At 63.3% G+C, this 26,293-nt stretch carries 24 protein-coding genes; 12 read left to right on the top strand and 12 right to left on the bottom strand.

The features are described from left to right. The first annotated feature begins 92 nt into the window (after window positions 1-92). From CVM52_RS07655 to CVM52_RS07625, 7 genes are all read left to right on the top strand, one after another. Entirely contained in the window at window positions 93-707 is a 615-nt protein-coding gene (locus tag CVM52_RS07655) for a ribonuclease D (protein ID WP_100161928.1), read from the top strand. Further along, window positions 704-1,660 carry a KpsF/GutQ family sugar-phosphate isomerase gene (locus tag CVM52_RS07650; RefSeq protein WP_100161920.1) on the top strand — a complete coding sequence of 319 codons (957 nt, stop codon included), beginning with the start codon at window positions 704-706 and terminating at the stop codon, window positions 1,658-1,660. Before CVM52_RS07655 ends, CVM52_RS07650 begins: the two co-directional genes overlap by 4 nt. Window positions 1,661-1,677: 17 nt before the next feature. Then, complete coding sequence (locus CVM52_RS07645) at window positions 1,678-2,277, top strand: hypothetical protein (RefSeq protein ID WP_100161927.1); 600 nt, start codon at window positions 1,678-1,680, stop codon at window positions 2,275-2,277. A 5-nt stretch (window positions 2,278-2,282) separates the two neighbouring features. Continuing rightward, window positions 2,283-2,777, top strand: a complete 495-nt coding sequence (gene lptA / locus CVM52_RS07640; protein WP_100161919.1) for a lipopolysaccharide transport periplasmic protein LptA — start codon at window positions 2,283-2,285, stop codon at window positions 2,775-2,777. After that, window positions 2,777-3,535 carry an LPS export ABC transporter ATP-binding protein gene (gene lptB, locus CVM52_RS07635; protein WP_100161918.1) on the top strand — a complete coding sequence of 253 codons (759 nt, stop codon included), beginning with the start codon at window positions 2,777-2,779 and terminating at the stop codon, window positions 3,533-3,535. The genes lptA and lptB overlap by 1 nt, the downstream gene beginning before the upstream one ends. A gap of 252 nt (window positions 3,536-3,787) precedes the next feature. After that, a complete protein-coding gene (gene hpf, locus CVM52_RS07630) occupies window positions 3,788-4,363 on the top strand; it encodes a ribosome hibernation-promoting factor, HPF/YfiA family (RefSeq protein WP_100161917.1) in 576 nt (191 codons plus the stop codon). A 45-nt stretch (window positions 4,364-4,408) separates the two neighbouring features. Further along, the gene (locus tag CVM52_RS07625; RefSeq protein WP_100161916.1) at window positions 4,409-4,873 is read left to right on the top strand and encodes a PTS sugar transporter subunit IIA; all 465 of its coding nucleotides are present in this window, start codon (window positions 4,409-4,411) and stop codon (window positions 4,871-4,873) included. Window positions 4,874-4,890: 17 nt separating this feature from the next. Here CVM52_RS07625 and CVM52_RS07620 read toward each other — a convergent pair whose 3' ends face one another. The 8 genes from CVM52_RS07620 to cysQ all read right to left on the bottom strand — a co-directional run bounded on the left by CVM52_RS07620 (window position 4,891) and on the right by cysQ (window position 13,958). Continuing rightward, on the bottom strand, window positions 4,891-6,345 hold the full coding sequence (locus CVM52_RS07620; RefSeq protein ID WP_100161915.1) for a sulfotransferase family 2 domain-containing protein: 1,455 nt from the start codon (window positions 6,343-6,345) through the stop codon (window positions 4,891-4,893). Between the two features lie 6 nt (window positions 6,346-6,351). Then, the gene (locus tag CVM52_RS07615; protein WP_100161914.1) at window positions 6,352-8,049 is read right to left on the bottom strand and encodes a DUF5927 domain-containing protein; all 1,698 of its coding nucleotides are present in this window, start codon (window positions 8,047-8,049) and stop codon (window positions 6,352-6,354) included. Next, the gene (locus CVM52_RS07610; protein ID WP_100161913.1) at window positions 8,046-9,032 is read right to left on the bottom strand and encodes a glycosyltransferase family 2 protein; all 987 of its coding nucleotides are present in this window, start codon (window positions 9,030-9,032) and stop codon (window positions 8,046-8,048) included. Before CVM52_RS07610 ends, CVM52_RS07615 begins: the two co-directional genes overlap by 4 nt. Window positions 9,033-9,225: 193 nt before the next feature. Beyond that, window positions 9,226-10,257, bottom strand: a complete 1,032-nt coding sequence (locus CVM52_RS07605) for a glycosyltransferase family 2 protein (RefSeq protein WP_100161912.1) — start codon at window positions 10,255-10,257, stop codon at window positions 9,226-9,228. After that, entirely contained in the window at window positions 10,247-11,230 is a 984-nt protein-coding gene (gene galE, locus CVM52_RS07600; protein WP_100161911.1) for a UDP-glucose 4-epimerase GalE, read from the bottom strand. Before galE ends, CVM52_RS07605 begins: the two co-directional genes overlap by 11 nt. Window positions 11,231-11,252: 22 nt before the next feature. Beyond that, the gene (gene galU / locus CVM52_RS07595; RefSeq protein WP_100161910.1) at window positions 11,253-12,146 is read right to left on the bottom strand and encodes a UTP--glucose-1-phosphate uridylyltransferase GalU; all 894 of its coding nucleotides are present in this window, start codon (window positions 12,144-12,146) and stop codon (window positions 11,253-11,255) included. Window positions 12,147-12,360: 214 nt separating this feature from the next. Next, window positions 12,361-13,161: a 3-deoxy-manno-octulosonate cytidylyltransferase gene (locus CVM52_RS07590; protein WP_100161909.1), complete on the bottom strand. Its 801-nt coding sequence runs from the start codon at window positions 13,159-13,161 to the stop codon at window positions 12,361-12,363. Beyond that, a complete protein-coding gene (gene cysQ / locus CVM52_RS07585) occupies window positions 13,161-13,958 on the bottom strand; it encodes a 3'(2'),5'-bisphosphate nucleotidase CysQ (protein ID WP_100161908.1) in 798 nt (265 codons plus the stop codon). The genes CVM52_RS07590 and cysQ overlap by 1 nt, the downstream gene beginning before the upstream one ends. A 111-nt stretch (window positions 13,959-14,069) precedes the next feature. Here cysQ and CVM52_RS07580 point away from each other — a divergent pair, with 111 nt between their 5' ends. Both CVM52_RS07580 and CVM52_RS07575 read left to right on the top strand, forming a co-directional pair. Beyond that, window positions 14,070-14,891: an ABC transporter permease gene (locus CVM52_RS07580; RefSeq protein WP_100161907.1), complete on the top strand. Its 822-nt coding sequence runs from the start codon at window positions 14,070-14,072 to the stop codon at window positions 14,889-14,891. 236 nt (window positions 14,892-15,127) lie between these two features. Beyond that, window positions 15,128-17,641, top strand: coding sequence for a VWA domain-containing protein (locus tag CVM52_RS07575; RefSeq protein ID WP_100161906.1), 2,514 nt, complete (start codon window positions 15,128-15,130; stop codon window positions 17,639-17,641). Between the two features lie 51 nt (window positions 17,642-17,692). Here CVM52_RS07575 and CVM52_RS07570 read toward each other — a convergent pair whose 3' ends face one another. Continuing rightward, a complete protein-coding gene (locus tag CVM52_RS07570) occupies window positions 17,693-18,295 on the bottom strand; it encodes an alpha-ketoglutarate-dependent dioxygenase AlkB family protein (protein WP_100161905.1) in 603 nt (200 codons plus the stop codon). A gap of 230 nt (window positions 18,296-18,525) precedes the next feature. Here CVM52_RS07570 and dnaK point away from each other — a divergent pair, with 230 nt between their 5' ends. Continuing rightward, a complete protein-coding gene (gene dnaK, locus CVM52_RS07565) occupies window positions 18,526-20,436 on the top strand; it encodes a molecular chaperone DnaK (RefSeq protein ID WP_100161904.1) in 1,911 nt (636 codons plus the stop codon). 78 nt (window positions 20,437-20,514) lie between these two features. Continuing rightward, window positions 20,515-21,672: a molecular chaperone DnaJ gene (dnaJ, locus tag CVM52_RS07560; protein WP_100161903.1), complete on the top strand. Its 1,158-nt coding sequence runs from the start codon at window positions 20,515-20,517 to the stop codon at window positions 21,670-21,672. Window positions 21,673-21,681: 9 nt separating this feature from the next. Here dnaJ and CVM52_RS07555 read toward each other — a convergent pair whose 3' ends face one another. From CVM52_RS07555 to CVM52_RS07545, 3 genes are all read right to left on the bottom strand, one after another. Next, window positions 21,682-22,866, bottom strand: coding sequence for an adenylate/guanylate cyclase domain-containing protein (locus CVM52_RS07555; RefSeq protein WP_100161902.1), 1,185 nt, complete (start codon window positions 22,864-22,866; stop codon window positions 21,682-21,684). Window positions 22,867-22,914: 48 nt separating this feature from the next. After that, complete coding sequence (locus CVM52_RS07550) at window positions 22,915-24,312, bottom strand: aspartate aminotransferase family protein (RefSeq protein ID WP_100161901.1); 1,398 nt, start codon at window positions 24,310-24,312, stop codon at window positions 22,915-22,917. A gap of 62 nt (window positions 24,313-24,374) precedes the next feature. Continuing rightward, on the bottom strand, window positions 24,375-25,055 hold the full coding sequence (locus CVM52_RS07545; RefSeq protein WP_370741412.1) for a GntR family transcriptional regulator: 681 nt from the start codon (window positions 25,053-25,055) through the stop codon (window positions 24,375-24,377). Window positions 25,056-25,199: 144 nt separating this feature from the next. On the opposite strand from CVM52_RS07545, the gene CVM52_RS07540 reads away from it, so the two are divergent. Next, a complete protein-coding gene (locus CVM52_RS07540) occupies window positions 25,200-26,285 on the top strand; it encodes a polyamine ABC transporter substrate-binding protein (RefSeq protein WP_100161899.1) in 1,086 nt (361 codons plus the stop codon). Window positions 26,286-26,293: the final 8 nt, after the last annotated feature.

Genomic DNA, 26,293 nt, shown 5'->3' with positions numbered 1-26,293 from the left:
GCGGCTTTCCCCCGGTGGCAGTTGAGTTCACCCGCCAAACCGCCTATCTCGGCGCTGACGCCGCGCATGCGGCACTGACGGGGACTGACCGCTTGGCAAACCATCTATACCGGAACGACCTGCCCGACGGGCTGGACATGGGGCCCGTGGTGGCGATCGATTGCGAGACCATGGGGCTGAACCCGCATCGCGACCGGCTGTGCGTGGTGCAGATGTCGGGCGGGGATGGCAATGCCCATATCGTCCAGGTCAGCAAGGGCCAGACCGAGGCTCCGAACCTTTGCGCGATGCTGGAGAACCCGGAGGTGCTGAAGCTGTTCCATTTCGGCCGGTTCGACATTGCCGCGCTGTACCATACCTTCGGGGCGCTGGCCGCGCCGGTCTATTGCACCAAGATCGCCAGCCGCCTGGTGCGCACCTTCACCGACCGGCACGGGCTGAAGGCGCTGACGCAGGAGCTGCTGAGCCTCGACATCTCCAAGCACCAGCAGATGAGCGACTGGGGCGCCGAAACCCTGACCGAGGCGCAGCTGGATTATGCCGCCTCGGACGTGCTGCACCTGCACGCGCTGCGCCAGAAGCTGGACGCGATGCTGGCCCGCGAGGATCGCACCGATCTGGCCCAGGCCTGTTTCCAATTCCTGCCGACCCGCGCGCGGCTGGACCTGGCCGGCTGGCCCGAAACCGACATCTTCGCCCACTCATGACCGCGACGTTCCAGGATATCGCCCGGCGGGTGATCCGCACCGAGGCGCAGGCGCTGACCCTGCTGGAACAGGGGCTGAACGGCGCCTTCGACCGCGCGGTCGACACCATCCTGCAGGCCAAGGGCCGGGTGATCGTCTCGGGGATGGGCAAATCCGGCCACATCGCCCGCAAGATCGCCGCGACGCTGGCCAGCACCGGCACGCCGGCCCATTTCGTCCACCCGGCCGAGGCCAGCCATGGCGACCTGGGCATGATGGCGCAGGGCGACGTGGCGCTGGTGCTGTCCAATTCCGGCGAAACGCCGGAGCTGGCCGATGTCATCGCCTATACCCGGCGCTTCATGATCCCCCTGATCGGGGTGGCCAGCGGCGTGGATTCGACACTGCTGCGCCAGTCCGACGTGGCGCTGGTGCTGCCCCGCGCCGAGGAGGCCTGCGGCAACGGCATCGTGCCGACCAGCTCGACCACCATGACCCTGGCGCTGGGCGACGCGCTGGCAATTGCGCTGATGGAACATCGCCGCTTCACCCCCGAGCATTTCCGCGCCTTCCATCCGGGGGGCAAGCTGGGCGCGCAGCTGACCAAGGTGCGTGACCTGATGCACGGCCCCGACGACATTCCGATGGTGCAGGAAGACACACCGATGGCCGAGGTGCTGCAGGTGATCAGCCGCGGCCGCTTCGGCATGACCGGCGTGGCCGACGCGCAGGGCGGCCTGACCGGCATCATCACCGATGGCGACGTGCGCCGCAAGATTGACGGGCTCTTGAGCCACACTGCCGGCGAGGTGATGACGCGCAACCCCAAGACCATCCGCGCCGATGCGCTGGCCGAGGAAGGCGCGGCGATCATGAACCGGGCGCAGATCACCTCGCTCTTCGTCAGCGACGGGCCCGGTCCGGCACTGGGGGTGCTGCATATCCATGACTGCCTGCGGGCAGGCATCGGCTGATGGCAGGGGCGCGGGCGATGGATTCCTATTCCCGCATGGTCGCCTTCTTCAAGGTCCTGCTGCCGCTGGCCGCGCTGGCGATTCTGGCCACGCTGTTCCTGCTGTCCCGCGGCGTCGAGTTCAACGCGGCGATCCCCTTTGCCGAAAGCGAGATCGCCGGCCGCCTGCGCGACCAGCAGGTCACCGGACCGTTCTTTTCCGGCACCACCTCGAACGGCGACGAGATCATGGTAAACGCCACGCTCGCCCGGCCCGGCGGCACCGACCGGCCGGCCGAGGCGACCGATGTCAGCGCTCAGCTGAAAACCGCGGCCGGGGGCGGCATGACGCTTGAATCCGACCTGGTCCAGGTGCTGGCACGCGAGGATCTGGCGCGGTTCTCGGGCGATGTGCGGATTGTCACCTCGACCGGGATCGACGTGCGCACCGATCAGCTGGACACCGCGCTGACCGGCTTGTCCGGGAAGGCGCCCGGAACCCTCAGCGGCACCAGCCCGTTTGGCGATCTCACCTCGGGGAGCATGGAATTCAGCGCAAAAAACGAGGGCGGCCCGCTGCACGTGCTTTTCAAAAGCGGCGTAAAGCTGGTATATCGGCCCGCAGAAAATCCGGAATAACTGAATTGTTTCCCGTCCGCCTCTTCTTTTTGATCCTTTGCGTCGCTTTTGGCGCTGCCACCGCCTCGGCACAAACCACCAATGTCGCCTTCGGCACCGTGAAGGCAGACCCGACCCTGCCGGTCGAGGTCACTGCCGACACCCTGGACGTGAACCAGGCCGACGGCTCGGCCGAGTTCCGCGGCAACGTGAAGATCGGCCAGGGCGAGATGCGGCTGTCGGCCGAACGGGTGCTGGTGATCTACGGCGCCGGGGGCAAGGGCATCCAGCGGATGGAAGCGGTGGGCAACGTCGTGCTGGTAAACGGGCCGGACGCCGCCCAGGCCGACCGGGCCGATTACAGCATCGACACCGGCGTGATCGTAATGACGGGCGACGTGTTGCTGACCCAGGGCGACAATGCGCTGACCTCGGACCGGATGACGGTCAACCTGACCACCGGGACCGCGCAAATGGCAGGACGGGTGAAAACCATCCTGAATCCCGACGGCGACAACTGATGGAAAAGCCGAAATTTACCGTCACCGCCGGCAGTTCCGGTCTGGTCATCAGTCATCTGCGCAAATCCTTTCGCAAGAAAATGGTCATCCGCGACGTGTCGATGACCCTGCACCGGGGCGAAGTGGTGGCGCTGTTGGGGCCGAACGGGTCGGGCAAGACCACATCGTTTTACTGCGTTGCCGGGCTGATCTTTCCCGAAGCCGGCAGCGTGCATATCGACGGGCAGGCGGTCACCACCCTGCCGATGTACCGGCGCGCGCGGCTGGGGATCGGCTATCTGCCGCAGGAGATGTCGATCTTTCGCGGGCTCAGCGTCGAGGACAATATCTCGGCGGTGCTGGACATCACCTATCGCGACCATCACCGCCGGCGCGAGCGTCTGGAAGAGCTGCTGTCGGATTTCTCGATCGAGCATCTGCGGCGGGCGCCCGCGCTGGCGCTGTCGGGGGGCGAGCGGCGGCGGGTCGAGATTGCCCGCTGCCTGGCGGCCGAGCCGAAATACCTGCTGCTGGACGAACCCTTCGCCGGGGTCGACCCGATCTCGGTTGCCGATATCCGCCACCTGGTCGCGGACTTGAACAACCGGGGAATCGGGGTGCTGATCACCGATCACAATGTGCGCGAAACCCTCGAGATTGTTGACCGAGCCTATATCCTGCACGAAGGCCAGGTGCTGATGTCGGGCACGCCCGGCGAGGTGGTCGAAAACGAAAACGTCCGACGGGTCTATCTTGGGGAAAACTTCCGGATCTCGTGATGGCGACACCGGTTCATGCCCAGCAAACCTGTGCTTGTGTACGCGCTCGAACCGCTTTTCGTTGACACACGCCTGTCACAATGTGTCAATTGGGCTATGGCAAACGTGCAGTCCGACGCTGTATCCCGCAACGCCCGCAAGGACGGGCGAGACGGTATACAGACGGTATCAACACCAGCTCCGTTCACCCGAAACTAAGTCCCGCGCATTTCAGGTACGATGCGCGATGGGTGAGAAAAGTGAAGGAACAAAATGCGTTACCAAATCAGCGGAAAACAGATCGACATTGGCGAAGCGCTTCAGAACCATGTGAAGAGCGAACTGAATGAAGTGCTGCAGAAATACTCGCAGCGCCCCACCGATGCGAATATCGTTTTCTCGCGTTCGGCCCATGAATATGTCTGCGAAACGACGATTCACCTGTCCAGCGGGCTGAACGCCGCGGCCAAGGCGCATGCGACCGAAATCTACGCCGCTTTCGAGGCCTGCGCCGAGAAGATGGACAAGCAATTGCGCCGCTACAAGCGCCGCCTGAAGGACCATCATCGCGAACGGTCGGAACCGGTTGAACTCTTCGGCGCATCCTCCTATATCCTCGCCTCCCAAGAGCAGACGGATGAAACGGAACCCGACTCGCTCCAGCCGATCATTGTCGCCGAGACCGAGATGCATATCCCTGCATTGTCGGTCGGAGAGGCGGTTATGCAAATGGAATTGGCAGGTGCGCCCGTGCTGGTCTTTCGAAACGAGGGAAAGAAGGAATTAAACGTGGTCTATCGCCGGGACGATGGCAACATCGGCTGGATTGACCCGCGAAACCTGGATTGAGGCAGCGCGCGTTGCAGGCGCGCCCTCTGACGGAGCACAGTGTACATGCAGCTTTCAAGCATCCTCAAACCCGAGGCGGTGAAGGTCTTTGCCGCCGCCTCGAGCAAGAAACGTCTGTTTCAGGAAATTGGTGATGTCGCCGCGGCCAGCTATGGCCTGAACAGTTCGGAAACGGTCGAGGCGCTGCTGGAGCGTGAAACCCTGGGGCCCACCGGCGTCGGCCATGGCGTGGCATTGCCGCATGCGCGGATCACCAAGCTGGACGATGTGGTCGGCATCTTCGTGATGCTGGAAAAGCCGCTCGACTTCGGCGCGGTCGACCGCCAGCCGGTCGATATTGCCTTTGCGCTGTTCGCGCCCGAGGAATCGGGCGTCGAGCATCTGAAGGCGCTGGCGCTGGTCTCGCGCACCCTGCGGGACGCGGCACTGTGCGCCAAGCTGCGGGCCAACCGCGAATCCGCAGCGCTGTATGCGCTGCTGACCGAACCGAATTCGGTCAAGGCCGCCTGACGCTGGCGCGCCCCGGCCTAGCGCCGGGGCTGCGCGGCCTCGGGCGGCCGCCCCCAAGCCTGAAAGCCGAACATCACGTAATCGCGGTTGTAGACATCGGCGATCAGCGCCTCCAGCGCATCGTCATAGATGTCGGCGAGCGGGTAGGGTTCGGGGCTGTTATCCGCCTGCCAGGCCGGCGGCGCGGCATGCCCGACGCGGCGGGCCAGATCGGGCAGCAATTCGGTTAGTTCATCCTCGCGCAGGACGTGATCGGGTAGGGCGAAATCGCCAAAACTGCTCAGCGCCTGGGATTGGCTGCACCAGGTCCCGTCCACTCGCAGCGCGGTTTGTCCGGCAAGGTTGGCCTTGACGAAGGTCAGGAAGCCTTCGAACGCCGCCCGGTGGCTCGCCAGTGAATAGCTCTGGTCCAGATCGCCCTCGGGCAGATTGAGGCCGAACTGGCGGTTCAGGGTCTGGCGGATCTTCAGATAGCTGCCCGGCCCGGTCGACAGGATCTTGTGGCAGAACACCGAATGGATCCGCGCCGCCGGGTGGCGCAGCACGGTAAAGCTGCGATGTCCGGGCATCGAGCGCTTCCATTTGCGCAGGGTCTTCTGCGTCATCTTGCGGTGCAGATCCGCTTCCGACACGCCGTCGAGCGCGGCCAGCCAGGCGGCCACACTGTCCACCGGACCGCCGGGTATCGGCAGGTAGAGCAGCGGCGTGGCCACCCCGCCGACATAGCTGGGCACGGCGGCGCCGCGGCGCGGTTCGAAATTCGGCGTGCGCGACAGGTTGAACCAGTCCATGCCCGCCAGCGCCGCCTGCATCTGGTCGGGGTTTGACACCTTGTCGGTCAGCGGCGCGGGGTTCTGTACCTTGAGGCTGTCATCCAGCGCCTCAAGCCGCGCGTCACAGCCCAGCCAGGCAGCCAGTCCGTTCATCACCCCCAGGTCCTGCAGGTCCTCGTAGGCGACATAGAAGGCGGTCTGGCCGCTGCTCTGCAGCCGGTTCATCAGCGCGACCTGGAAGCCTTGCAGCGTCGCGACGTGGCGCGCGAACTCCTCGGCGTCGAATTCGGCCTGGGCCTGCTTGCGCCGCTTTACATCGGTCAGCTTCCACTGGTTGGTGGCCTTGGCGATCTTCCAGGACACATAGCTTTCCAGCGGGTTGCGCGTCAGCACGATCTTGGCGCAGCGCGGATCGGCCAGCGCGATTTCCAATGCGCGCGGATCGTGGTCGTGAAAAAACCGGAACCCGCCGATACCCGGCGCCTGTTTGACCGCGCGGATCAGCCGCGCGGGATCGGCATCGCGCATCGCCTGGGTGATACCCAGAATTTCGGTCTTGTTGGGATAGCCGATGAAATGCGGATTGAACGCCTCGCCATGGCACGCGATGCCGTCGAACGCGTTCAGGTTGGACTCGAGGAAATTCGAACCCGTCCGCATCTCGGCCAGCAGGATGAAGTAATCGAAACGCCTGGTCATCGCGCGCTATTTCACCAGATAGGGTTTGCGCGGCGGTTTAGACTGCCGCGTCGGGGCCTGCCCCACCGGAAAATCCCCCATCAGATAGGGGTGCATGCCCTGGTTCTTGAGATTCTGCAGGAACTGGCCGAAGCCTTCGAGATCGACCATCTTGGGCACCTCGCTCAGCCGGCGCAGGCGCGCCGGGCCGATTTCGTCGAGGATGGATTGCAGCGGTTCCATCGGCGATTCGATAAATTCCGCCATGGTCCAGATGCGGATGCGTGCCTTGGCATGGGGCGACCTGAGGATGCCCAGATGCTCGCTTTCGATCCGCTGCAGGTGGGCGGCCTCGCGGCGCAGGTCGGCAAAATTGCGGTTCGAGCGGAACAGCGGCACCGCCCAGGCGCCCGAGATCACCGAAACCTGCGCCTTGGGGTCGCGCGCCACCAGCCAGTTGATGTCCTGGTTGTCGCGCGGTCCGAACTGGAAACATTGCCGTTCGCCGCGCGTGTTCCAGATCAGGTTGGTGAGGAACGATTGCGGCGCATAGTCACGCACCACCGCATTGTCGCTGAGCCCGCCATTGATCAGCGTCATGCCCCCGGCAAACTCGGCCCGTTCGGGGGCAAAGAGATGCCCATGCACCTGCGCCCCGGTGGCGCGGGTCAGCCAGGTTTCGAAATTCTCGAACAGCTCGGCAAAGCCCTGGAACATCGAATAGGGGTTCGAGGTGATGCCGTTTTCCCAGCCCTCGCGAGGAAAACGGCTTTGCATATACAGGCCCGGGCGGCCGCGCGTGCGCCGCTCGACCGCCTTGGCAAAGATGCGGTCGATCTTGCCGGGGTTCGGTTCGGTCTTTTTCATCGCGCCGGCGCTGTCGGTCAGGAAGGCTTGGTACAGCCGTTCGGCGCGCGGCCAGATCTTGCGGGCGACAAAACAGTCCGACCGCCGTAGCAGCTGCAGGTGATCGTCGTAGAAGATGTGCGGCTTGCCCTGGAAATCGAATTTCGACAGGGTCAGCGACCGGCTTTCGATGCGGCGGGAATAGTGCCGCGCCAGCGTCTGATAATAGCTCTCATCGGGGATCCAGACCCGCCGGAAGTAACGGTCATGCTGCTTGCGTTCCGGGTTCTGCAGGATCGCTGACAGGGTCTGCCGGGTCAGGCACCACCACTGGCTGCCCATATGCGGCACGATGCCGTCGGGGATCCGGCGTTTCAGCTTCAGCCGCCGCTGGATCCGCACCCAGCGGTCGAACAGCGCGCGCTGACGTTTCCACGAGAAGGGAAAGCGCAGCGTGAAGCGTTCGGCATCCAGCCCGCCCACCGTCCACGGCACGTCCGAGGTTGTGGCGCTTTCGATGAAATCGGTCTGCGGGCGGGCGGCCAGATAGTCGATCAACTCCTGGATCGGCCGCAGCGGCAGGCAGGAGCCCGAGGCGAGATAGACATGGTTTACCTGCGGGAATTCCTGCAGCATCAGCTCGGACGCCGCCTGCGAGGCGGCGACAATGCCCCAGGTGCCCCATTCGCAGCGGTGGCGTTTGCTGAACCGGATCAGCGGATCGTCCGACAGCGCCTTGACGAACGAGCGGCAGGTGCGCCGCGGCACGTTGCGGTCGACATGGATCACCACCGGACAGCCCGATGCCGTCCAGTGCCGCGCCACCTGCGCGGCACGGTTCAGCGAGGTATGCACCAGCATGACGGTGCCGACGGTCATGCCCAGTTCCCTTTGGACATCAGCCCGAGGATCTCAAGCTGGCGCCAGTTGATATATTTCTCAGACCACTTGCACCACAGGTCGGGATTATCCTTCAGCCGCTCCGCATAGGCACGGTATTCGACCGAGCCGGCATAATGCTGGCCCCGGTCCAGTTCCTCGTCGGCCTTTTCGGCAAAGGTGTTGAGGAACTTGGCGTGCAGCAACGCGCCCGAGGCCTTTTCGCCGCCCCATTCCTCGTAGACATGGTTCAGCCCGCGCGGCAACAGCATGTGGGTCGAGCTGACATAGGTATAGCGCCGGTCCCATTTCACCAGCGGGATCTTGTTGAGCGCCGGCGCCGCCTCGGGGGTGTCGGCAAAAAACACCCGCGCCCGCGGCCCGCCCTGGATCCAGAGGTTGCCATAGGTCGGGTTGCGCTTGATCGAGTAGTTCCCGGAATCGAACCATGCGGCGATTTCCAGCGGATCCTGGCCTGCCCTGTAGGGTTCGGAATCGATCCGGCCCTTCGGATAAAGGTCGATCAACATGGCGCCAAACGACCGGATCGAGGAATTGTCCAGCCAGTCGGTCAGCGCGGTGATCGGGCGCGTATCGCAGAACGGATAGACGAAAAACTCGTCCGGATCGACCACCAGCGTCCAGTGATCATGGGCATAGCGGCGGTTCAGCCAATTCACCCAGTCGACCCCGAAACTCGCCCGGCGATAGCTGCCTTTGGTGGTCCAGATCGACACGTCACGCTCGCCCGACAGGTATTCCGCCGACCCGTCGTCGCTGTCATTGTCGACGAACAGGAAATGCCCCACCCCCAGGTCACGGTAATAGGACAGGAAATAGGGCAGTCGGATGCGTTCGTTGCGCAGCGTCGACACCAGCAACACGTCCTGCGGGCGGATCGCACCGGTGCGGTCCTGAAGCACCTTCAGCTCCAGTGACTTGCGGACAGCCCTCAGCCTTCGGCGCTTGCGCCGCAACCGCATTCGGTAGGACTCCCAAAGGCTCACGTTCTTGTCCACTCACTGGGCCGCGGGCGCACTTCTTTCGGTGGTTCCCTGGCCAGATACCGTCTCAATCTTGAGAATCGGTGAATTTTCCTGATGTTACAAGGCCCAAGGCTGCTGCATTGCGGCAAACTGGCGAAAATGTGGCAATGATGTTTGCGCCGAAACCGCGCTACCAGCCGCCGGAAGACATCAGCCCCAGGCCGGCCAACTGCCGCCAGCCCTCATAGCGCAGCGACTTGTCAGACCACAGAACCGGCTGCTCGGCAATCGCGTCGTAATAGCCGGAAAAACTCTGGGGATCGTTGAAATGCTGTTGCCGCGCCTGGTCCTCCGCGGCGCGGGCGGTGACATCGGGCAGAAACTTGGTGTGCAACAGCACGCCCGACGGCTCGATGCCACCGGGGCCGGAATAGGCCAGGTTCAGCTGCGGCGGCAGGATCGAGTGGCAGGAATTCACGAAGGCCCAGCGCCGGTTCCAGCGGATCAACGGCAGCTTGTTCAACGTCGGCGACCGGCGCGGCCGGCGCGGAAAAAACACCCGCTCGCGCACGCCGCCCTGCACCCAGAGGTTCTGCATCGGCCTTTGGCGCAGGGCGCGGTAAGGGCCGGGATCGAACCAGTTCAGCGTCTCCAACGGGTCGGCACCGGGCGCGGCGGCCCCCTCGCCCACCGGGCCCTGCGGGTAAAGGTCCAGCATCAGCGCGCCCAATGCCGGCTGTCGCCGCCGATCCAGCCAACCGGTCAGCGCCTTGAGGTCGCGGCTGTCGCAATGGGGATAGATCAGCAGCTCATCGGCATCCAGCAGCAGGCACCAATGCCCGTGCCCGTAGCGCATCAACAGCCAGGACGCCCAGTCCAGCCCGAAACGCGCGGCGCGATAGCTTGCTTTGGTCGACCACAGCGACACGTCCGGCTGCGCCGCCAGCAGCGGCGCGGTATCGTCGGTGCTGTCATTGTCGACGACGAGGAACTGCGCCACGCCCAGCCGTCGGTAATAATCCAGGAAATAGGGCAGCCGCAGCGCCTCGTTCCGGACCACCATAACCAGCAGGATGTCGCCAGGGGCAATCGCCCCAGTACGGTTCTGCATCGATTTCAATTGATGGCGGCTGCGAAACGCCCGCCACAGCAGGCGGCGGCGCTTCAGTCTCAGCCGATAGGCCTGCCAGATGCCCGGACCGGTTGCCCGGTCAGCCGTCATAATGCCCGGTCTGGTGCCACCGCCAGGCATCGGCGATCATCTGCGGCATGGTCGAGCGCTTCGGCTCCCATCCCAGGTCGGCCTCTGCCAGGGTTGACCCCGAGACCAGCTTGGTCGCGTCGCCGGCCCGGCGTGGCCCTTCCGAGAACGGCACCTCGCGGTTGGTCACGCTGCGCGAGGCGTCGATCACCTCGCGTACCGAAAACCCCTTGCCGGTGCCCAGATTGAACACCTGGCTGCCCTTGCCCCGCTCCAACCAGTTCAAGCCCAACACATGGGCATCGACCAGGTCGCAGACATGCACATAGTCGCGGATGCAGGTGCCGTCGGGCGTGGCGTAGTCGGTGCCATGGATCGTCAACGCCGGGCGCTTGCCGTCAATGGCTTCCAACATCACCGGGATCAGGTGGGTTTCGGGGCGGTGGTGTTCGCCCACCTCGGCCTCGGGATCGGCGCCCGCCACGTTGAAATAGCGGAAGATCACGTGCCGCAGCCCATGCGCCGCCTCGAAATCGCGCAGGATGTTTTCCACTGCCCGCTTCGACGCGCCATAGGCGTTCAGCGGGATCTGCGGCGTGCTTTCGTCCAGCACCACGTTGTCATGTTCGCCATAGGTGGCGCAGGTCGACGAGAACACGAAATTCAGGCAGCCCGCCGCCACCGCGGCTTCGGCCAGGGTCAGCGAGCCGGCGACATTGTTGCGCCAATAGCGGCCCGGCTCGCTCATCGCCTCACCCACCTGGCTGAGCGCGGCGAAATGCATCACCGCAGCCGGTTTGTACTTGGCGAACACCTCGTCCAGGCGTGCGCGGTCGGACAGGTCGCCCTGTTCGAACGGGCCGAACTTGACCGCGTCGCGCCAGCCGGTCACCAAGTTGTCAAAGGTGACGGGAGTGTATCCCGCCACCTTCAAAGCCTTGCATGCATGAGAGCCGATATAGCCCGCGCCGCCCGTTACCAGAATTGTGGTCACGAATGGCGTTCCTTCACTTGAGTCATTCAGCAGCCTTTTCGTGCTGCGTCACTTCCTGCAGATAACGGCTGAGATCGGCGCGCAGGTCGTCGCGGGCCAGGGCGAAGGCCACCGTGGCCTGCAGGAACCCGGCTTTCGAACCGCAGTCGAACCGCTGGCCGCGGAAGCGATAGCCATACACCGTGTTCTCGGTGCCGATATCGGCGGCGATGGCGTCGGTCAGCTGGATCTCGCCACCCGCGCCGGTTTTCATCTTGTTGAGATTGGTCAGAACCGAGGGGCCCAGGATATAGCGGCCGATCACCGCCAGGTTCGACGGCGCCTCTTCCTGCTTGGGCTTTTCGACCATGCCCTTGACCGACACGATAGATCCCATGTCTTCCTGCACGTCCAGCACGCCATAGGCCGACGCGCGCTCGGGCGGCACCTCCATCGCGGCCACCATGTTGCCGCCGGTTTCCTCATAGGCCTCGACCATCTGCTGCAGGCAGGGAGTTTCGGCGGCGATCACGTCATCGGGCAGCATCACCGCGAAGGGCTCGTTGCCGATCAGCCGGCGCGCACACCACACGGCGTGGCCCAGGCCCAGCGCCTTGTGCTGGCGGATATAGGCGATGGCGCCGCTGTCCATGTTGGTGGTTTTCAGCAGTTCCAGCAGGTCATTCTTGCCCTTGCGACGCAGCTCCTGCTCGAGCACGGGCGAATGATCGAAATAGTCTTCCAGTGCGCTCTTGCCGCGCGAGGTGACGAAAATGAATTCCTTGATCCCGGCCGCGCGCGCCTCGTCGATGGCGTATTGCACCAGCGGGCGGTCAACCAGCGTCATAATTTCTTTAGGTACGGATTTCGTCGCCGGGAGGAAACGGGTCCCCATGCCTGCGACGGGGAAAATTGCTTTGGTAACTTTTCTACGCATTCCTGTCCTCATTCTCTCAAACCGTTTACTCGTCTGACCCAGGCGAGGCCAACTTATCACTCCAAATACGAAGCGTACCGGAAGTTTATGGCACTTCCGAGACAAACGCCACAGCGCCTGTCTGTGCCAGCCCGCCGCTTTGCGTCAAGTCGGGAATATTGCCCATTCACCGGGCGCCGATAAGGCGAAGTTCCGACTCTTGTGTGACTGCGGATCAATCCAGGCCCATCTGGGCCATCATCGACTCCAGTCTTGAAACGTCCTCGGGGTTGTTCAGTTCCCAGAACTGGCGACCGCGCGACTCGACCTCGACACACAGCACCCGGCGGCCGTTCTCCATGAAGCGTAATTGCTCCAGCCCCTCGTTGCGCTCCAGCGGTCCGACCGGCCATGCGGGATAGGCCGCCAAGGCGCCGGGACGGTAGGCATAGACACCGACATGGTGGAATACCGGGGTGGCCTCGTCCGGGGCAAAATCGCGCCCCGTGAACGGCACCACCTCTTTCGAGAAATACAGCGCCGCTCCCTCGGCGGAAAACACCGCGGTGGTGCCGCCGACGCGACCGTTCAGACGGTCTTCCTTGAACCCGGACAACATCTCGCCATTGCAACGCAGCACTGGCGTGGCGATCCCGGCCTCGGGGTCGCGGCGCAGCCCGGCGACCAGGTCTTCGACAAACCAATGCGGGGTCAGAGGCGCATCCCCCTGCAGATTAACGACAATCTCGTAACCCCCGCCCAGCGCCTCGTGTGCCTCGGCACAGCGTTCGGTGCCGTTGACGCAGGTGTCGGAGGTCATCACCACCTCGGCACCGAAGCCTTCGGCGGCGGTTTTGATGCGGTCGTCATCGGTGGCCACCACCACCCGGTCAGCCCCGGCCACCGCGCAGGCGGCACGCCATGATCGTTCGATCAGCGTGCGCGCCTGTCCGCCTGCACCGCGCAGTTTGACCAGCGGTTTTCCGGGATAGCGGGTCGAGGCGTAGCGCGCCGGAATGACGATGAGAACCGACATCACCCGGCCTTCAATTCCACCCCGGGCGCATAGGCGATGAAGAAGGGGTTGGCGAAGCCCTCCTTGCCATAGGTCAGGGGCGAATGATCGTCGAAACGCACCACCTTGCCACCTGCCCCGGCCAGCACCGCGTGACCTGCGGCAGTGTCCCATTCCATGGTCCGGCCCAGCCGCGGATAGAGGTCGGCCTCGCCGGTGGCGACCAGGCAGAACTTCAACGACGACCCGGCGCTGGTCATATCCTTAACGTTGTATTTGCCGATGTAATCATCGGTCGCCTGGTCGCGATGCGACTTGCTGGCGACAACCATAAGGGCCGAATTGTCCGGGCTGCCGACACAAACCGGCTTTTGCGCGCCAATTGTTTCGGCCGCCAGATCTCCGGTCTCTTCCACCGACTCACCTTCCGGCTGTGTCATAAACAGGCGGCCCTTGGCCGGCGCGTAAACCACGCCGCGTGTCGGCACGCCGGCTTCGACCAAAGCGATATTGACGGTGAAATCGCCGCGGCGATGTACGAATTCCTTGGTGCCGTCCAGCGGGTCGACGATCAGAAAAGTGTCGCCACGGGCGGCATGCGAGGCGGCCTGCTCTTCGGTCACCAGCATCACATCCGGGAAGGCGGCGCGCAGTCCGGCAGAGATCAGCGCATCGGCGGCTTCGTCGGCCTCGGTCACCGGGCTGTCATCCGACTTGGATTTCACCTCGAAATCGTCGGCCTCGTAGATCTCCATGATCTTTTCGCCGGCCTCGATGGCAAGTTTCCGCATCAATGGCATCAAAGTCTCATAGTTCACGCAATCCGCTCCGTTTTGTGCCGGTTTGTTGAATATTCACACGCCGCCCCTTATGCTTTGCCCCCAGCGGAACAGCAAGAAGTCCGTGACCGGTCACAGGACCCAGAGGCCATGTTCAAACACCGGGTGCGCAAAACCGCTTTCTCAGGCGCGCTGACCACGCTTGAGTTGATCTTTCATGCAACCGTGCGCAGCGTGCGCAAAACCCATAACAACGCCTTCATGGCGCTTGTGGTCAACATGCTGCAGGCGGCGATCATGGTGGCCGCCTTCTATGTCATGGTCAGCCTGCTGAATCTGCGCACCAGCGCGCTGCGCGGCGACTTCCTGCTCTATATCATGTCGGGCATTTTTCTGTACATGTCGCATGTCAAGGCGGTGGGCGCGGTGGTGGGCGCCGAAGGCCCCAGCAGCCCGATGATGCAGCACGCGCCGCTGAACACCGCGATCACCATCACCGGCGCGGCGCTGGGGGTCCTGTATGTCCAGGTGCTGTCGATGCTGGTGATCCTGTTTGTCTACCATGCGGCGTACAAACCGATCACCATCTACCAGCCGATCCCGGCCTTTGGCATGTTGCTGCTCAGCTGGTTCACCGGATGTGCCGTCGGGCTGGTGCTGACCGCGATCAAACCCTGGTTTCCGACCTTCGTGAACATCGCGTCGACGGTGTATCAGCGTGCCAATATGATTGCCTCGGGTAAGATGTTCCTGGCCAATACGCTGCCCACATTTCTGTTGCACACATTCAACTGGAACCCATTGTTTCACACCATCGATCAATCCCGCGGCTTCGTGTTTATTAACTACAATCCGCATTTTTCGAATTGGCAGTATGCCTTTTGGGTCGGCGTTGCGCTGTCGATGCTTGGCCTGATGGGCGAATTCTATACGCGGCGCCATGCCTCGTTGAGTTGGGGCGCCCGAAGATAGCGCCCGGCGGCCCCGCCGCAACGCCCCTTGGACTCGTCGAATAACCCGTTCTGCCTAAAAAATAATCGCCGATGGCCATCCGAGGTTTGACACGCCTCCTCGGCCACCGCTATCCCGTCGGTGTTAGGGGATTAGGCACGCAAATCGACGGAGTGAAGGATTCGCCGCGCGGCCCGCCGCATGGCTCCACAACCTCCTGAGTCATCGCGCGCCTATTGGTCAGATGGAGCATTACATTGGCAAAAGATTTTGTAAGAACCACGCATAGCGTTCTCGACGGAAATGGATTTGAATGGGATCTCAATGCCGACGGTTCAATTGTTGACGGGTCGGAAGATGCTTTTGACACCGGATTGGATTTTTACGGGCTCAGCGCCTCGTATTACCTGATCGCAGAGGGGGCCAACACCTTCAGAACCCTGCCCTATGTCAACTATTCTGGCATCTATATGGAGCGGCAGGTGAAAGTGTCGCAGACCGATGGCTATGCCCGGTTCTTCGATACCATCACCAATGCGTCCGATAGCACGGTGACCTATACCTACCAGCTGCGCACCGATTTCGGCGCCGATGGCAATATCGCCACCCAAACCTCCAGCGGCGACTCGGCCGTCACCAGCAGCGACACCTGGGTCGCGGTCTATGACAGCACCGACGCCACGACACCGGCCGGTGTGCTGGTGTCCAACAAGAAGGATCTGGCCGGCGCCGAGCTTACGCTCAGCTATGACGACCTGACCTATGAATATGACGTGACGCTGGCGCCGGGTGAATCGGTGTCCTTCCTGTCCTTCGCGTCGCAGGCCGACAGCGCCAATACCCTGGCCAGCACGTTCAACAGCCTCAAGAAACTGCCGCTGGGCACGCTGGACGGTCTGACCGCGGACCAGCTCGCCTCGGTGGTGAACTGGAAGCTGCCGAATATGGAGCTGGACCTCGAAGGCACACCGGAAGACGACGACCTCTACGGGGCAAGTGCCAACGACATCCTGCGCGGCCTGGACGGCGACGACCTGCTGGTCAGCGGCGCCGGCAATGACACCATTCGCGGCGGCTTTGGCGCCGATGTCGCCTTTGGCGGCGCTGGCAACGATCTGATCTATGGCGACGGCACCGTGCTGCCGGTCACCACCTCGTCGATCGAAACCCTGGCCACCGGCGAACAGATCGCGGTCAGCCTGACCGCGGATGACGCCGCCGGGGGCAAGAAGACCAAGATTTCGGGCTTCGTGTCGCGGCAGGAAGTCGTTTCGGACAACGTGGACCTGGTCTTTGCCATCGACGTGTCGGGCAGCACCGGATCGGGCTTTTCCGGTTCGGTCAATGTCGGCGACCGCAACGGCGATGGCAGCAGCAACACCGTGCTGGATGCCGAGATCGCCTCGTTCGAGGCGCTGCACGCCTCGATCATCAACGATGCCAACCTGCCGGATGCGGCGATTACCATCGTGCCGTTCGAATCGGATTCCACCATTTCGCAGACCTTCACCGCAACCCAGGACAGCAACGGCGATGGCGTGGCGGACGTGCTGGAATATGTGCGTGGCCTGAACGAGCTGGGCGGCACCGATTTCGAAAGCGCGCTGCAATCCTCGCTGTCCTATTTCCAGAGCTCCTCGGCCGGGCAGAAAGTGCTGTATTTCCTCTCGGACGGCGGCAACAACGCCGGTGGCCCCCTGAGCGACGAAGTCACCGCGCTGCTGAATCTGGGCGTGCAAATCCAGAGCTTCGGCGTCGGCGCCAATGCCTCCGAGGCCGACCTGGACATCGTCGATGACAACATCAACAACAACTCGACCACCATCGTGCTGGACCCGTCCAGCCTGTCCGACGAACTGCTCGATCCCGGCATTTCGGCAACCGACCTCGCCTCGCTGACGATCTACCTGAACGATGTCGCGGTCGCCTCGATCGATCCGCAGGATTTGGTCATCACCCCGTTCGGCCTGCGGTATTACGAGTTCGAGCTGACCGGGATGAAATCCAAGGCCGATGACAAGGTCGAGGTGCGCGCGGTGGCCAGTGACGGCAGCAGCACGGTGATTTCGACCTCGCAGATCATCGAGAACCTCAACGGCAAGGACACCGGCGACAAGCTGCACGGCGGCGCCGGCGACGACACGCTGTTTGGCGGCGCCGGGAACGACATTCTGATGGGCGGCGCCGGCGCCGACCGGCTGAGCGGCGGGGTCGGCACCGATCTGGCCAGCTATGCCGACGCCGATACCGGGGTCGCCGCCGACCTGTCCGGCAAGAACGCCGCCCACGGCGACGCGGTTGGCGATTCCTACAGCCTGATCGAGGGCCTGATCGGCAGCAGCTATGGCGACGAACTGACCGGCAACGGCAAGGCCAACACCCTGCGCGGCCTTGGTGGCAACGACACGCTGGCCGGGCTTGGCGGCAAGGATCTGCTGATCGGCAACCGCGGCGCCGACACCCTGCTGGGCGGCGGTGGCAAGGACACGCTGCGCGGCGAAAAGGGCAATGACACCCTGACCGGCGGCGGCGGAACCGACAAGTTCGTGTTCGGCCTGGGCGACGGGCGCGACGTGATCACCGATTTCCGCCTCAAGGGGAAGGCCGAGAAGATCGACATCCGCGAATTCGATGTCGACTCGTTCGCCGACCTCAAGGACCTGATGTCGACCAAGAAGGGCGATACCATCATCAACTTCGGCGAGGGCGACCGCCTGACCATCGAGGATGTGACGGCGGGCCAGTTTTTGGCCAACGACTTCATCCTCTAATCCGCTTGAAGGACCGGGCGGGCCACGTGCCGGCCCGGTCTCCCCCGCGGATCAGGTGACGACCCGCAGCGTCAGGTTGATCCGCCCCCCCTGCGGCAGCAATCGCGACGACCCGTAACGGATGCGGTCCACGCCGTGATAGGCCAGGCGCGCCGCACCGCCCAGCACCACCACATCCCCCGACTGCAGCCAGGCCGAGGCGGTCTTGCCCCCGCGCGTGGTGCCGCCGATTCGGAACAGGCCGTCATCGCCCAGCGACACCGAGACCACCGGCCAGGAGAAATCGGCCTCGTCCTTGTCCTGGTGCAGCCCCATGCGGGCGCCTTCACCATAGTGGTTCACCAGGCAGCATTCGGGCGCATGTTCGAGCCCGGTGACCTCTTGCCAGATCTGCAGGATCTCGCGCGGGATCGGCGGCCAATCCATGCCGTCGGGATGCGTGGTGACATAGCGATATCCCTTGCGGTCGGAATACCAGCCGAACTGCCCCGCCGAGGTCATCTGCACCGACATCTTCTTGCCATAGGGCGTCATCGGCGCATAGGGCGGCGCGGCCCTGCACAGCTGCGCCACGACCTCGACCAGCCGGGCCTGCCGCGCCGGGTCCAGGTGATCTTTCCACAGTTCGGCCGCACCCAGTGCCAACCGGGTCATGGTCGCCGCCCGGCCACAGGATGGATCCCTTTCCGGCACATGGTCCAATTCGCCTCAGATTTGCACATTTGCGCCTTTAAGAACGGTTGCAGGGTCAGAGTCTGCTCCCTATATACGCCGGGACGCCGGGGAAGCGAATGCGGCTTCCACGGCAACCGGATCGGGGCGGGGATGCCAATACGGGTTCCGGCCTCGGGATATCGCCTTAAAGAGAGAAGGGATCAAAGAAGATGGGAAAAGTCATAGGTATCGACCTTGGGACGACCAACAGCTGTGTCGCCATCATGGACGGCAGCCAGCCCCGGGTGATCGAGAATGCTGAAGGTGCGCGCACGACTCCGTCGATTGTCGCCTTCACCGAAGAAGAGCGGCTGGTCGGCCAGCCGGCCAAGCGCCAGGCAGTCACCAACTCCAGCAACACGATTTTCGCGGTCAAGCGTCTGATCGGTCGTCGCGTCGGCGATGCCGAGGTGGAAAAGGACAAGAAACTTGTCCCCTATGCCATCATCGACGGCGGCAATGGCGATGCCTGGGTCGAATCGCGCGGCGAGAAATATTCGCCCAGCCAGATCTCGGCCTTCATCCTCGGCAAGATGAAAGAGACCGCCGAAAGCTATCTGGGCGAAGAGGTCACGCAGGCCGTGATCACCGTGCCCGCCTATTTCAACGACGCCCAGCGTCAGGCCACCAAGGATGCCGGCAAGATCGCCGGCCTGGAAGTGCTGCGGATCATCAACGAACCGACGGCTGCCGCGCTGGCCTATGGGCTCGACAAGGAAAACAGCCACACCATCGCGGTCTATGACCTGGGCGGTGGCACATTCGACGTGACCATCCTGGAAATCGACGATGGCCTGTTCGAAGTGAAATCGACCAATGGCGACACCTTCCTGGGTGGCGAAGATTTCGACATGCGGATCGTCAACTACCTCGCCGAGGAGTTCAAGAAAGAGCATGGCGTCGACCTGACCAAGGACAAGATGGCGCTGCAGCGCCTGAAGGAAGCCGCGGAAAAGGCCAAGATCGAACTGTCCAGCTCGACCCAGACCGAGATCAACCAGCCGTTTATCTCGATGGGTTCGGACGGTCAGCCGCTGCACATGGTGATGAAGCTGACCCGCGCCAAGCTGGAAAGCCTGGTGGGTGACCTGATCAAGAAATCGATGGCGCCCTGTAAGGCGGCGCTGAAAGACGCCGGCATTTCCGCCAATGACGTGGACGAGGTTGTCCTGGTCGGCGGTATGACCCGGATGCCGAAAGTGGTCGAGGAAGTGACCAAGTTCTTCGGTAAAGAGCCGCACAAAGGTGTGAACCCGGACGAGGTGGTCGCCATGGGCGCCGCCATCCAGGCCGGCGTGCTGCAGGGCGACGTGAAAGACGTGGTTCTGCTGGACGTGACCCCGCTGAGCCTCGGCATCGAGACGCTGGGCGGTGTCTTTACCCGCCTGATCGACCGCAACACCACGATCCCGACCAAGAAGTCGCAGATCTTCTCGACCGCGGAAGACCATCAGAACGCCGTGACCATCCGGGTGTTCCAGGGCGAACGCGAAATGGCCGCCGACAACAAGATCCTCGGCCAGTTCAACCTGGAAGACATCCCGCCGGCACCGCGTGGCATGCCGCAGATCGAGGTGACATTTGACATCGACGCCAACGGCATCGTGTCGGTGTCGGCCAAGGACAAGGGCACCGGTAAGGAACAGAAGATCACCATCCAGGCCTCGGGCGGTCTGACCGACGACGATATCGAACGCATGGTGAAGGACGCCGAGGAAAACGCCGAGTCCGACAAGAAGCGGCGCGAACTGGTCGATGCCAAGAACCAGGCCGAAAGCCTGGTCCATTCCACCGAGAAGTCGATGGAAGAACATGGCGACAAGGTCGACCCCTCGACCATCGAGGCGATCGAACTGGCAATTGCTGCGCTCAAGGACGAGCTGGAAACCGACAACGTGGACAAGATCCGCGGCGGCATTCAGAACGTAACCGAAGCCGCGATGAAGCTGGGCGAAGCGATCTACAAGGCCAGCCAGGAAGAGGCGGATGACGAACCGAAAGCCGCCGATGACGTCGCCGGTGGCGATGATGACATCGTCGATGCCGAGTTCGAAGACCTGGATGACGACAAACGTGCGTAATGCATAGCCGGAACGCGATGTGGGGGCCGGTCCGGGATCCGGGCCGGCCCGCTGCGTTTCGGCAGAGAGGACGATACGATGTCTAAGCGTGATTTCTATGACGTGCTTGGCGTGGCCAAAGGCGCATCCGCTGACGAGATCAAGAAAGCCTATCGCAAGAAGGCCAAGGAACTGCACCCGGACCGGAACAAGGACAATCCCGACGCCGAGGCAAAGTTCAAAGAGGCCAATGCGGCCTATGAAATCCTGAAGGATGCCGACAAGAAAGCCGCATATGACCGGTTCGGCCATGCCGCCTTTGACGGCAGCATGGGCGGCGGTGGCGGCCAGGGCGCACGCCCCGGCGGCGGCTATCCCGGCGGCGATTTTTCCTCTGCCTTCTCGGATGTGTTCGACGATCTGTTCGGCGACTTCATGGGCGGCGGCGGCCGGGGCGGCACCCGCCGTGCCGCGCGCGGCTCGGACCTGCGGTATAACCTGCGGGTGACGCTGGAAGATGCCTTTTCGGGCATGCAGAAAACCATCAACGTGCCCACCTCGGTCACCTGTTCGGCCTGCGATGGCTCGGGCTCCGAAGGCGGCACCGAACCCACCACCTGCCCCACCTGTTCGGGCATGGGCAAGGTGCGGGCACAGCAGGGCTTTTTCACGGTCGAGCGGACCTGTCCCACCTGTGCCGGCATCGGCCAGATCATCAAGAACCCCTGCAAGGCCTGCGGCGGCCAGGGCCGGGTTGAAAAGCACCGCGCGCTGAACGTCAACATTCCCGCCGGGGTCGAAACCGGCACCCGCATCCGGCTGGCCGGAGAGGGTGAGGCAGGGATGCGCGGCGGGCCTCCGGGCGACCTGTATATCTTTGTCGAGGTGGCGCCGCACAAGCTGTTCGAACGCGACGGGGCCAATCTCTATTGCCGCGTCCCGGTGTCGATGTCCAAGGCCGCCCTGGGCGGCGCCATCGAAGTGCCGACCATCGACGGCGGGCGCACGCGGGTGCAGATCCCCGGCGGCAGCCAATCGGGCCGTCAGATGCGCCTGCGCGGCAAGGGCATGCCGCCCCTGCGCGGCGGCGGCACCGGCGACATGTTCATCGAACTGGCGGTGGAAACCCCGGTGAACCTGACCAGCCGCCAGAAAGAGATCCTGCGCGAATTCGAGGATCTGAGCGAGGATAACAACCCCGAGACCAAGTCGTTCTTTTCCTCGGTCAAATCCTTCTGGGACGGCATGAAGGGCTGAGCCGCCAGCCTATAGCGCGATGATCTCCTCGGGCCGTTTCAGGCCCTTGAGTTCGAAGGCGCCCACCGGGCGGCAGGGCTGATCGCCAATCGCCGCCCGGAATTGCGACGAGGCCAGCAGCGGCATTTTCAGCGTCCCGCATAACGTGGCGACCCGGCTGGCCAGGTTCACGTCGCGTCCGATCACCGTGTAATCCAGCCGCGCCCCTGATCCGACATTGCCAAAGGCGACCTCGCCGAAATGCAGGCCGATCCCGACCTCGAATTTCGGCTGGCCCGCATAGCTTGCGACATTGGCCAGCCCGGCGCGCGCCGCCTCGGTCGCGTGCCGGCAGGCTCTGCCACCTTCGCCCTCGGCGCGGAAAATCGCCAGAATGCCATCGGCGATGAATTTCAACACCTCGCCGCCGCGCTCCTCGACCGGGGGCACGATGCAGTCGTAATAGTCGTTCAGCAGGCGCGTGGCCGCCTCGGCGCTGAGGTCAGCGGTCAGACGGGTAAACTCGCGCATATCGGCAAACAGGATCGCCGAGCGTATCCGCGTCACCTGTCCCCGGTGCACATCGCCCGACAGGATGCGCTTGTGCGGTTCGTTGCCGACATACATCCGCACCAGTTCATGCAGGATGCGCCGGGTGGCCAATATCTCCTGGCAGGCCGCAATTGCGGGAAAGATCGCTCGGAAAAAGGCAAAATCGCTGTCGGAAAATCCCTGCGGCGCCTTGGTGGCAAAGCTGAAGGTGTTCGACATGCCCTCGGCGGTAAAGACCGGCATCATCACGTAATGGGTATAGCCGTCGGCCTTCAGCTCGGGCACGATGTTATAGGCGTCGTCGGGCGTATCGGGCAGCCACAGCGTCAGCCATTCGCGAGTCTGATGCACCACCGCCGCCGGTGAGCGGTTATATTGCTCGCCGCTGTCGCCCAGACGGAAGGGAAAGGTCTGGTGCCGTGCGCCGATTCCGCGTTCCCAATACCGCGCGCTGGCCACTGATTCCGCATGCAGCAGCCGCACGATGGACGACGACCGGTCCAATGGCACCCCCGCGGCGAAAATGCGCTCGGACATGCCCGAGATGACGATATCGGCATCGGTGGCCTGCCGCGCCTCGCCCAGCATGTAATCATTCACCTCCAGCGCCCGGACAAGTTGCTCGGGCGGCAGCGAGGCGACGATCTCGGACGCGGCGGCCATGGCCTAGTATAGCCTGTGCCGGCCAAAGCCGCCATGGGCGCGCGTGGCTCAGGCGGCGGCCTTCAGCAGCCCCTGGGCTTTCAGGTCGGCCAGGCAGCCATCCAGCGATTTCACCGCCCGTTCGATCAGGATGTCGATCTCGTCCGGGGTGATCACCAGCGGCGGCGCGATGATCATCCGGTCGCCGACATGGCGCATGATCACCCCGTTGGCAAAGCAGTGTTCGCGGCAGATCAGCCCGGCGGTGCCCGCCTCGGCGGCGAATTGCGCCCGTGTCGCCTTGTCCGGCGTCAGCGCCAGCGACGCCATCATGCCGCAGATCTTCGCCTCGCCCACCAGCGGATGATCTGTCAGCGCCTCCCACTTCTGTTGCAGATAGGGAGCGGCGACGTCGCGAACGTGGCCTAGAATGTTCTCTTCCTCGATCAGCCGCAGGTTTTCCAGCGCCACCGCCGCCGCCACCGGGTGGCCGGAATAGGTATAGCCATGGTTGAACTCGCCGCTGCCGATCACCGCCGCCACCGCATCGCTGACGATCGAGCCGCCAATCGGCGCATAGCCCGAGCTGAGCCCCTTGGCGATGGTCATGATATCCGGGCGGATGTTGAAGGTCTGCGCGCCAAACCAGTTGCCGGTGCGGCCAAAGCCGGTGATCACCTCATCCGCGATCAGCAGGATGTCATGCGCATCGCAGATTCGCTGGATCTCGGGCCAGTAGGTTTCGGGCGGGATGATCACGCCGCCGGCGCCCTGCACCGGTTCGGCGATAAAGGCGGCGACGCGATCCTCGCCGATCTCGGCGATTGCCGCTTCAAGCTCGCGGGCGCGGGCCAAGCCGAATTCTTCGGGGGTCATGTCGCCGCCCTCGGCATACCAATGCGGCTGGTTGATGTGGTGAATGTCCGGGATCGGCAGGCCGCCCTGTTCGTGCATTGCCGCCATGCCGCCCAGGCTGGCACTGCCCATGGCCGACCCGTGATAGCCGTTCTTGCGGGCGATGATCACCTTCTTGTCCGGCTGGCCCTTCATCGCCCAATAGGTGCGCACCATGCGGATATTGGTGTCATTCGCCTCGGACCCGCTGCCGGCGAAGAACACGTGGTTCAGGTCGCCCGGGGCCAGTTCGGCCAATTTGGCAGCCAGGGCGATGGCCGGCACATGGGTGGTCTGGAAAAACGTGTTGTAAAAGGGAAGCTCGCGCATCTGGCGCGCCGCCACCTGGGCCAGTTCGTCGCGGCCATAGCCGATATTGACGCACCACAGCCCGGCCATGCCGTCGATGATCTCGACGCCTTCGCTGTCGGTCAGGAACACCCCCTTGGCGCGGGTGATGACCCGCGCGCCTTTTTGGGCCAATTCATCGCCGGTCGTGAACGGGTGCATATGATGCGCCGCGTCCAGTTTCTGAAGCTCGGCAGTGGGCATATGATTGGTGATCGCGGGCATGACGGCACTCCGTTTTCGGGGATAGCCGCAGAATATGATCAAATTTTAGACTGTCAATCGAATCAGCCGTTCGGTTGCAGCACCGCCGCGATCTGCTCCATCCCCTGGTCGATATCCTGCGCCATCGCCTCGGCGGCGGCTTTGGGGTCGCGCCGGGACAGGGCGACCAGAAGCTCCTTGTGCCGGTCTGGCAGGTTCTGGGTGCCAAAGCGGCCGCAGACCACCCGCAGCGAGGGGCCGAAGCGCAGCCACAGGCGTTCGGCCTGATCGGTCAGAACCGGGGCATTGGCCTGGGCATAAAGCGCCGTGTGAAACCGGTGATTCTGCGCCAGATAGCCCGCCACGTCACCGTTTGAAATCGCCCCGTCCAGCGCCGCATCGATCTGCTCCAGCTCCTGCACCAGATCGGGCGATATCTGCCGCGCCGCCCGGCGGGCCAGCTCGACCTCTATTGATTTTCTTACGAAAACAAGCTGTTCCAAATCGTCCAATGTCAGCACCGGCACGATCACCCGGCGATTATCCTGGAACACCAACGCGCCTTCCGAGATCAGCCGCCGGATCGCCTCGCGCACCGGGGTCATGCCCGCCTCCAGCGCCGCGGCGATCCCCTGGATCGTCACCGCCTGGCCGGGCGTCATTTCGCCAAACAACACGCGCGCGCGCAGCGCTTGATACACCGTTTCGTGAACCGGCAGCGCGGGGGCCGAGGGTGCCGATTTCTCTGCCGCATTTTTCACCACGTTACGCGCCGCCCCTCTCCTGCGCAGCCACCCGGCTTGCGTCAGCGTCCAGTGCATGGAAACATAAAGGCTATTGCTGGGAATGGCAAAACTTGATCAAATCCAAGTCACCGGGGCGAACCCCGGGGCGCAAGGGAGATACTCATGAAAACCCAAACTCTGACACTGGCGTCCGTGCTGGTTCTGAGCGGTGCGGCAGCGTGGGCGCAGGAAGTCCGCGTTTACAACTGGTCGGATTACATCGACGAAGATCTGCTGACGAAGTTCGAGGAAGAAACCGGCCTGGACCTGGTCTATGACGTCTTCGACAGCAACGAGGTTCTGGAAACCAAGATGCTGGCCGGCGGCTCGGGCTATGACGTTGTGGTGCCCACCGGCACCTTCCTGCAGCGCCAGATCGCGGCGGGGGCGTTCCAGAAACTCGACAAGTCCAAGCTGCCGAATTACGATAACATGTGGGATGTGATCCTGGATCGGACCGCACAGTATGATCCGGGCAACGAATATGCCATCAACTACATGTGGGGCACCACCGGCATCGGCGTGAATGTCGGCAAGGTGACCGAGGTTCTGGGTGAAGATGCCCCGATCGACAGCCTGTCGCTGATCTTCGATCCGGCCAACATGGAAAAACTGGCCTCGTGCGGCGTGCATTTCCTGGATGCCCCGACCGAGATGATCCCCGCCGCGCTGAAATTCCTGGGCGAGGATCCGGACAGCCATGATCCCGACGTCATCGCCAAGACCGAGGCGGTCCATTCGGCGGTGCAGCCCTATGTGCTGAAATACCACAACTCGGAATACATCAACGCGCTGGCCAACGGCGACATCTGCGTCGCCTTCGGCTGGTCGGGCGACATCCTGCAGGCGCGCGATCGTGCCGCCGAAGCCGATAATGGCGTCGAAATCGAGTACCACGCCCCGACCGAGGGCGCGCTGATGTGGTTCGACCAGATGGCCATCCCGGTTGACGCGCCCAATCCGGAAGGCGCCCATGTGTTCCTGAACTTCATCATGGACGCCCAGAACATGGCCGCGGCCTCGAACTATGTCTACTACGCCAACGGCAACAAGGCGGCGCAGGAATTCCTGGAAGAAGACGTGATCGGCGATCCGGCCATCTATCCGGACGAAGCGACGCTGGAAAACCTGTACACGACCACCCCCTATGATCCGCGCGTGCAGCGGACCGTGACGCGGCTTTGGACCAAGATCAAATCGGGCACCTGACCCGAAAC

This window comes from Pseudooceanicola lipolyticus (assembly GCF_002786325.1).
Classification (GTDB): domain Bacteria; phylum Pseudomonadota; class Alphaproteobacteria; order Rhodobacterales; family Rhodobacteraceae; genus Pseudooceanicola_C; species Pseudooceanicola_C lipolyticus.
Note: the sequence above shows the minus strand (reverse complement) of the source record. Positions and strands in the feature narration are given on the sequence as shown.

Excerpts from the sequence above, each read along its gene's own strand:
- CVM52_RS07645 (WP_100161927.1), top strand. The coding sequence starts at position 1,678 with ATGGATTCCTATTCCCGCATGGTCGCCTTCTTCAAGGTCCTGCTGCCG.
- CVM52_RS07570 (WP_100161905.1), bottom strand. The coding sequence starts at position 18,295 with ATGACCCGGTTGGCACTGGGTGCGGCCGAACTGTGGAAAGATCACCTG.
- CVM52_RS07590 (WP_100161909.1), bottom strand. The coding sequence starts at position 13,161 with ATGTCGGTTCTCATCGTCATTCCGGCGCGCTACGCCTCGACCCGCTAT.
- CVM52_RS07550 (WP_100161901.1), bottom strand. The coding sequence starts at position 24,312 with ATGCCCGCGATCACCAATCATATGCCCACTGCCGAGCTTCAGAAACTG.
- CVM52_RS07620 (WP_100161915.1), bottom strand. The coding sequence starts at position 6,345 with ATGACCAGGCGTTTCGATTACTTCATCCTGCTGGCCGAGATGCGGACG.
- CVM52_RS07610 (WP_100161913.1), bottom strand. The coding sequence starts at position 9,032 with ATGCGGTTGCGGCGCAAGCGCCGAAGGCTGAGGGCTGTCCGCAAGTCA.
- CVM52_RS07650 (WP_100161920.1), top strand. The coding sequence starts at position 704 with ATGACCGCGACGTTCCAGGATATCGCCCGGCGGGTGATCCGCACCGAG.
- lptB (WP_100161918.1), top strand. The coding sequence starts at position 2,777 with ATGGAAAAGCCGAAATTTACCGTCACCGCCGGCAGTTCCGGTCTGGTC.
- hpf (WP_100161917.1), top strand. The coding sequence starts at position 3,788 with ATGCGTTACCAAATCAGCGGAAAACAGATCGACATTGGCGAAGCGCTT.
- CVM52_RS07580 (WP_100161907.1), top strand. The coding sequence starts at position 14,070 with ATGTTCAAACACCGGGTGCGCAAAACCGCTTTCTCAGGCGCGCTGACC.
- CVM52_RS07605 (WP_100161912.1), bottom strand. The coding sequence starts at position 10,257 with ATGACGGCTGACCGGGCAACCGGTCCGGGCATCTGGCAGGCCTATCGG.
- dnaJ (WP_100161903.1), top strand. The coding sequence starts at position 20,515 with ATGTCTAAGCGTGATTTCTATGACGTGCTTGGCGTGGCCAAAGGCGCA.
- CVM52_RS07615 (WP_100161914.1), bottom strand. The coding sequence starts at position 8,049 with ATGACCGTCGGCACCGTCATGCTGGTGCATACCTCGCTGAACCGTGCC.
- dnaK (WP_100161904.1), top strand. The coding sequence starts at position 18,526 with ATGGGAAAAGTCATAGGTATCGACCTTGGGACGACCAACAGCTGTGTC.
- CVM52_RS07625 (WP_100161916.1), top strand. The coding sequence starts at position 4,409 with ATGCAGCTTTCAAGCATCCTCAAACCCGAGGCGGTGAAGGTCTTTGCC.
- galU (WP_100161910.1), bottom strand. The coding sequence starts at position 12,146 with ATGCGTAGAAAAGTTACCAAAGCAATTTTCCCCGTCGCAGGCATGGGG.
- CVM52_RS07555 (WP_100161902.1), bottom strand. The coding sequence starts at position 22,866 with ATGGCCGCCGCGTCCGAGATCGTCGCCTCGCTGCCGCCCGAGCAACTT.
- CVM52_RS07540 (WP_100161899.1), top strand. The coding sequence starts at position 25,200 with ATGAAAACCCAAACTCTGACACTGGCGTCCGTGCTGGTTCTGAGCGGT.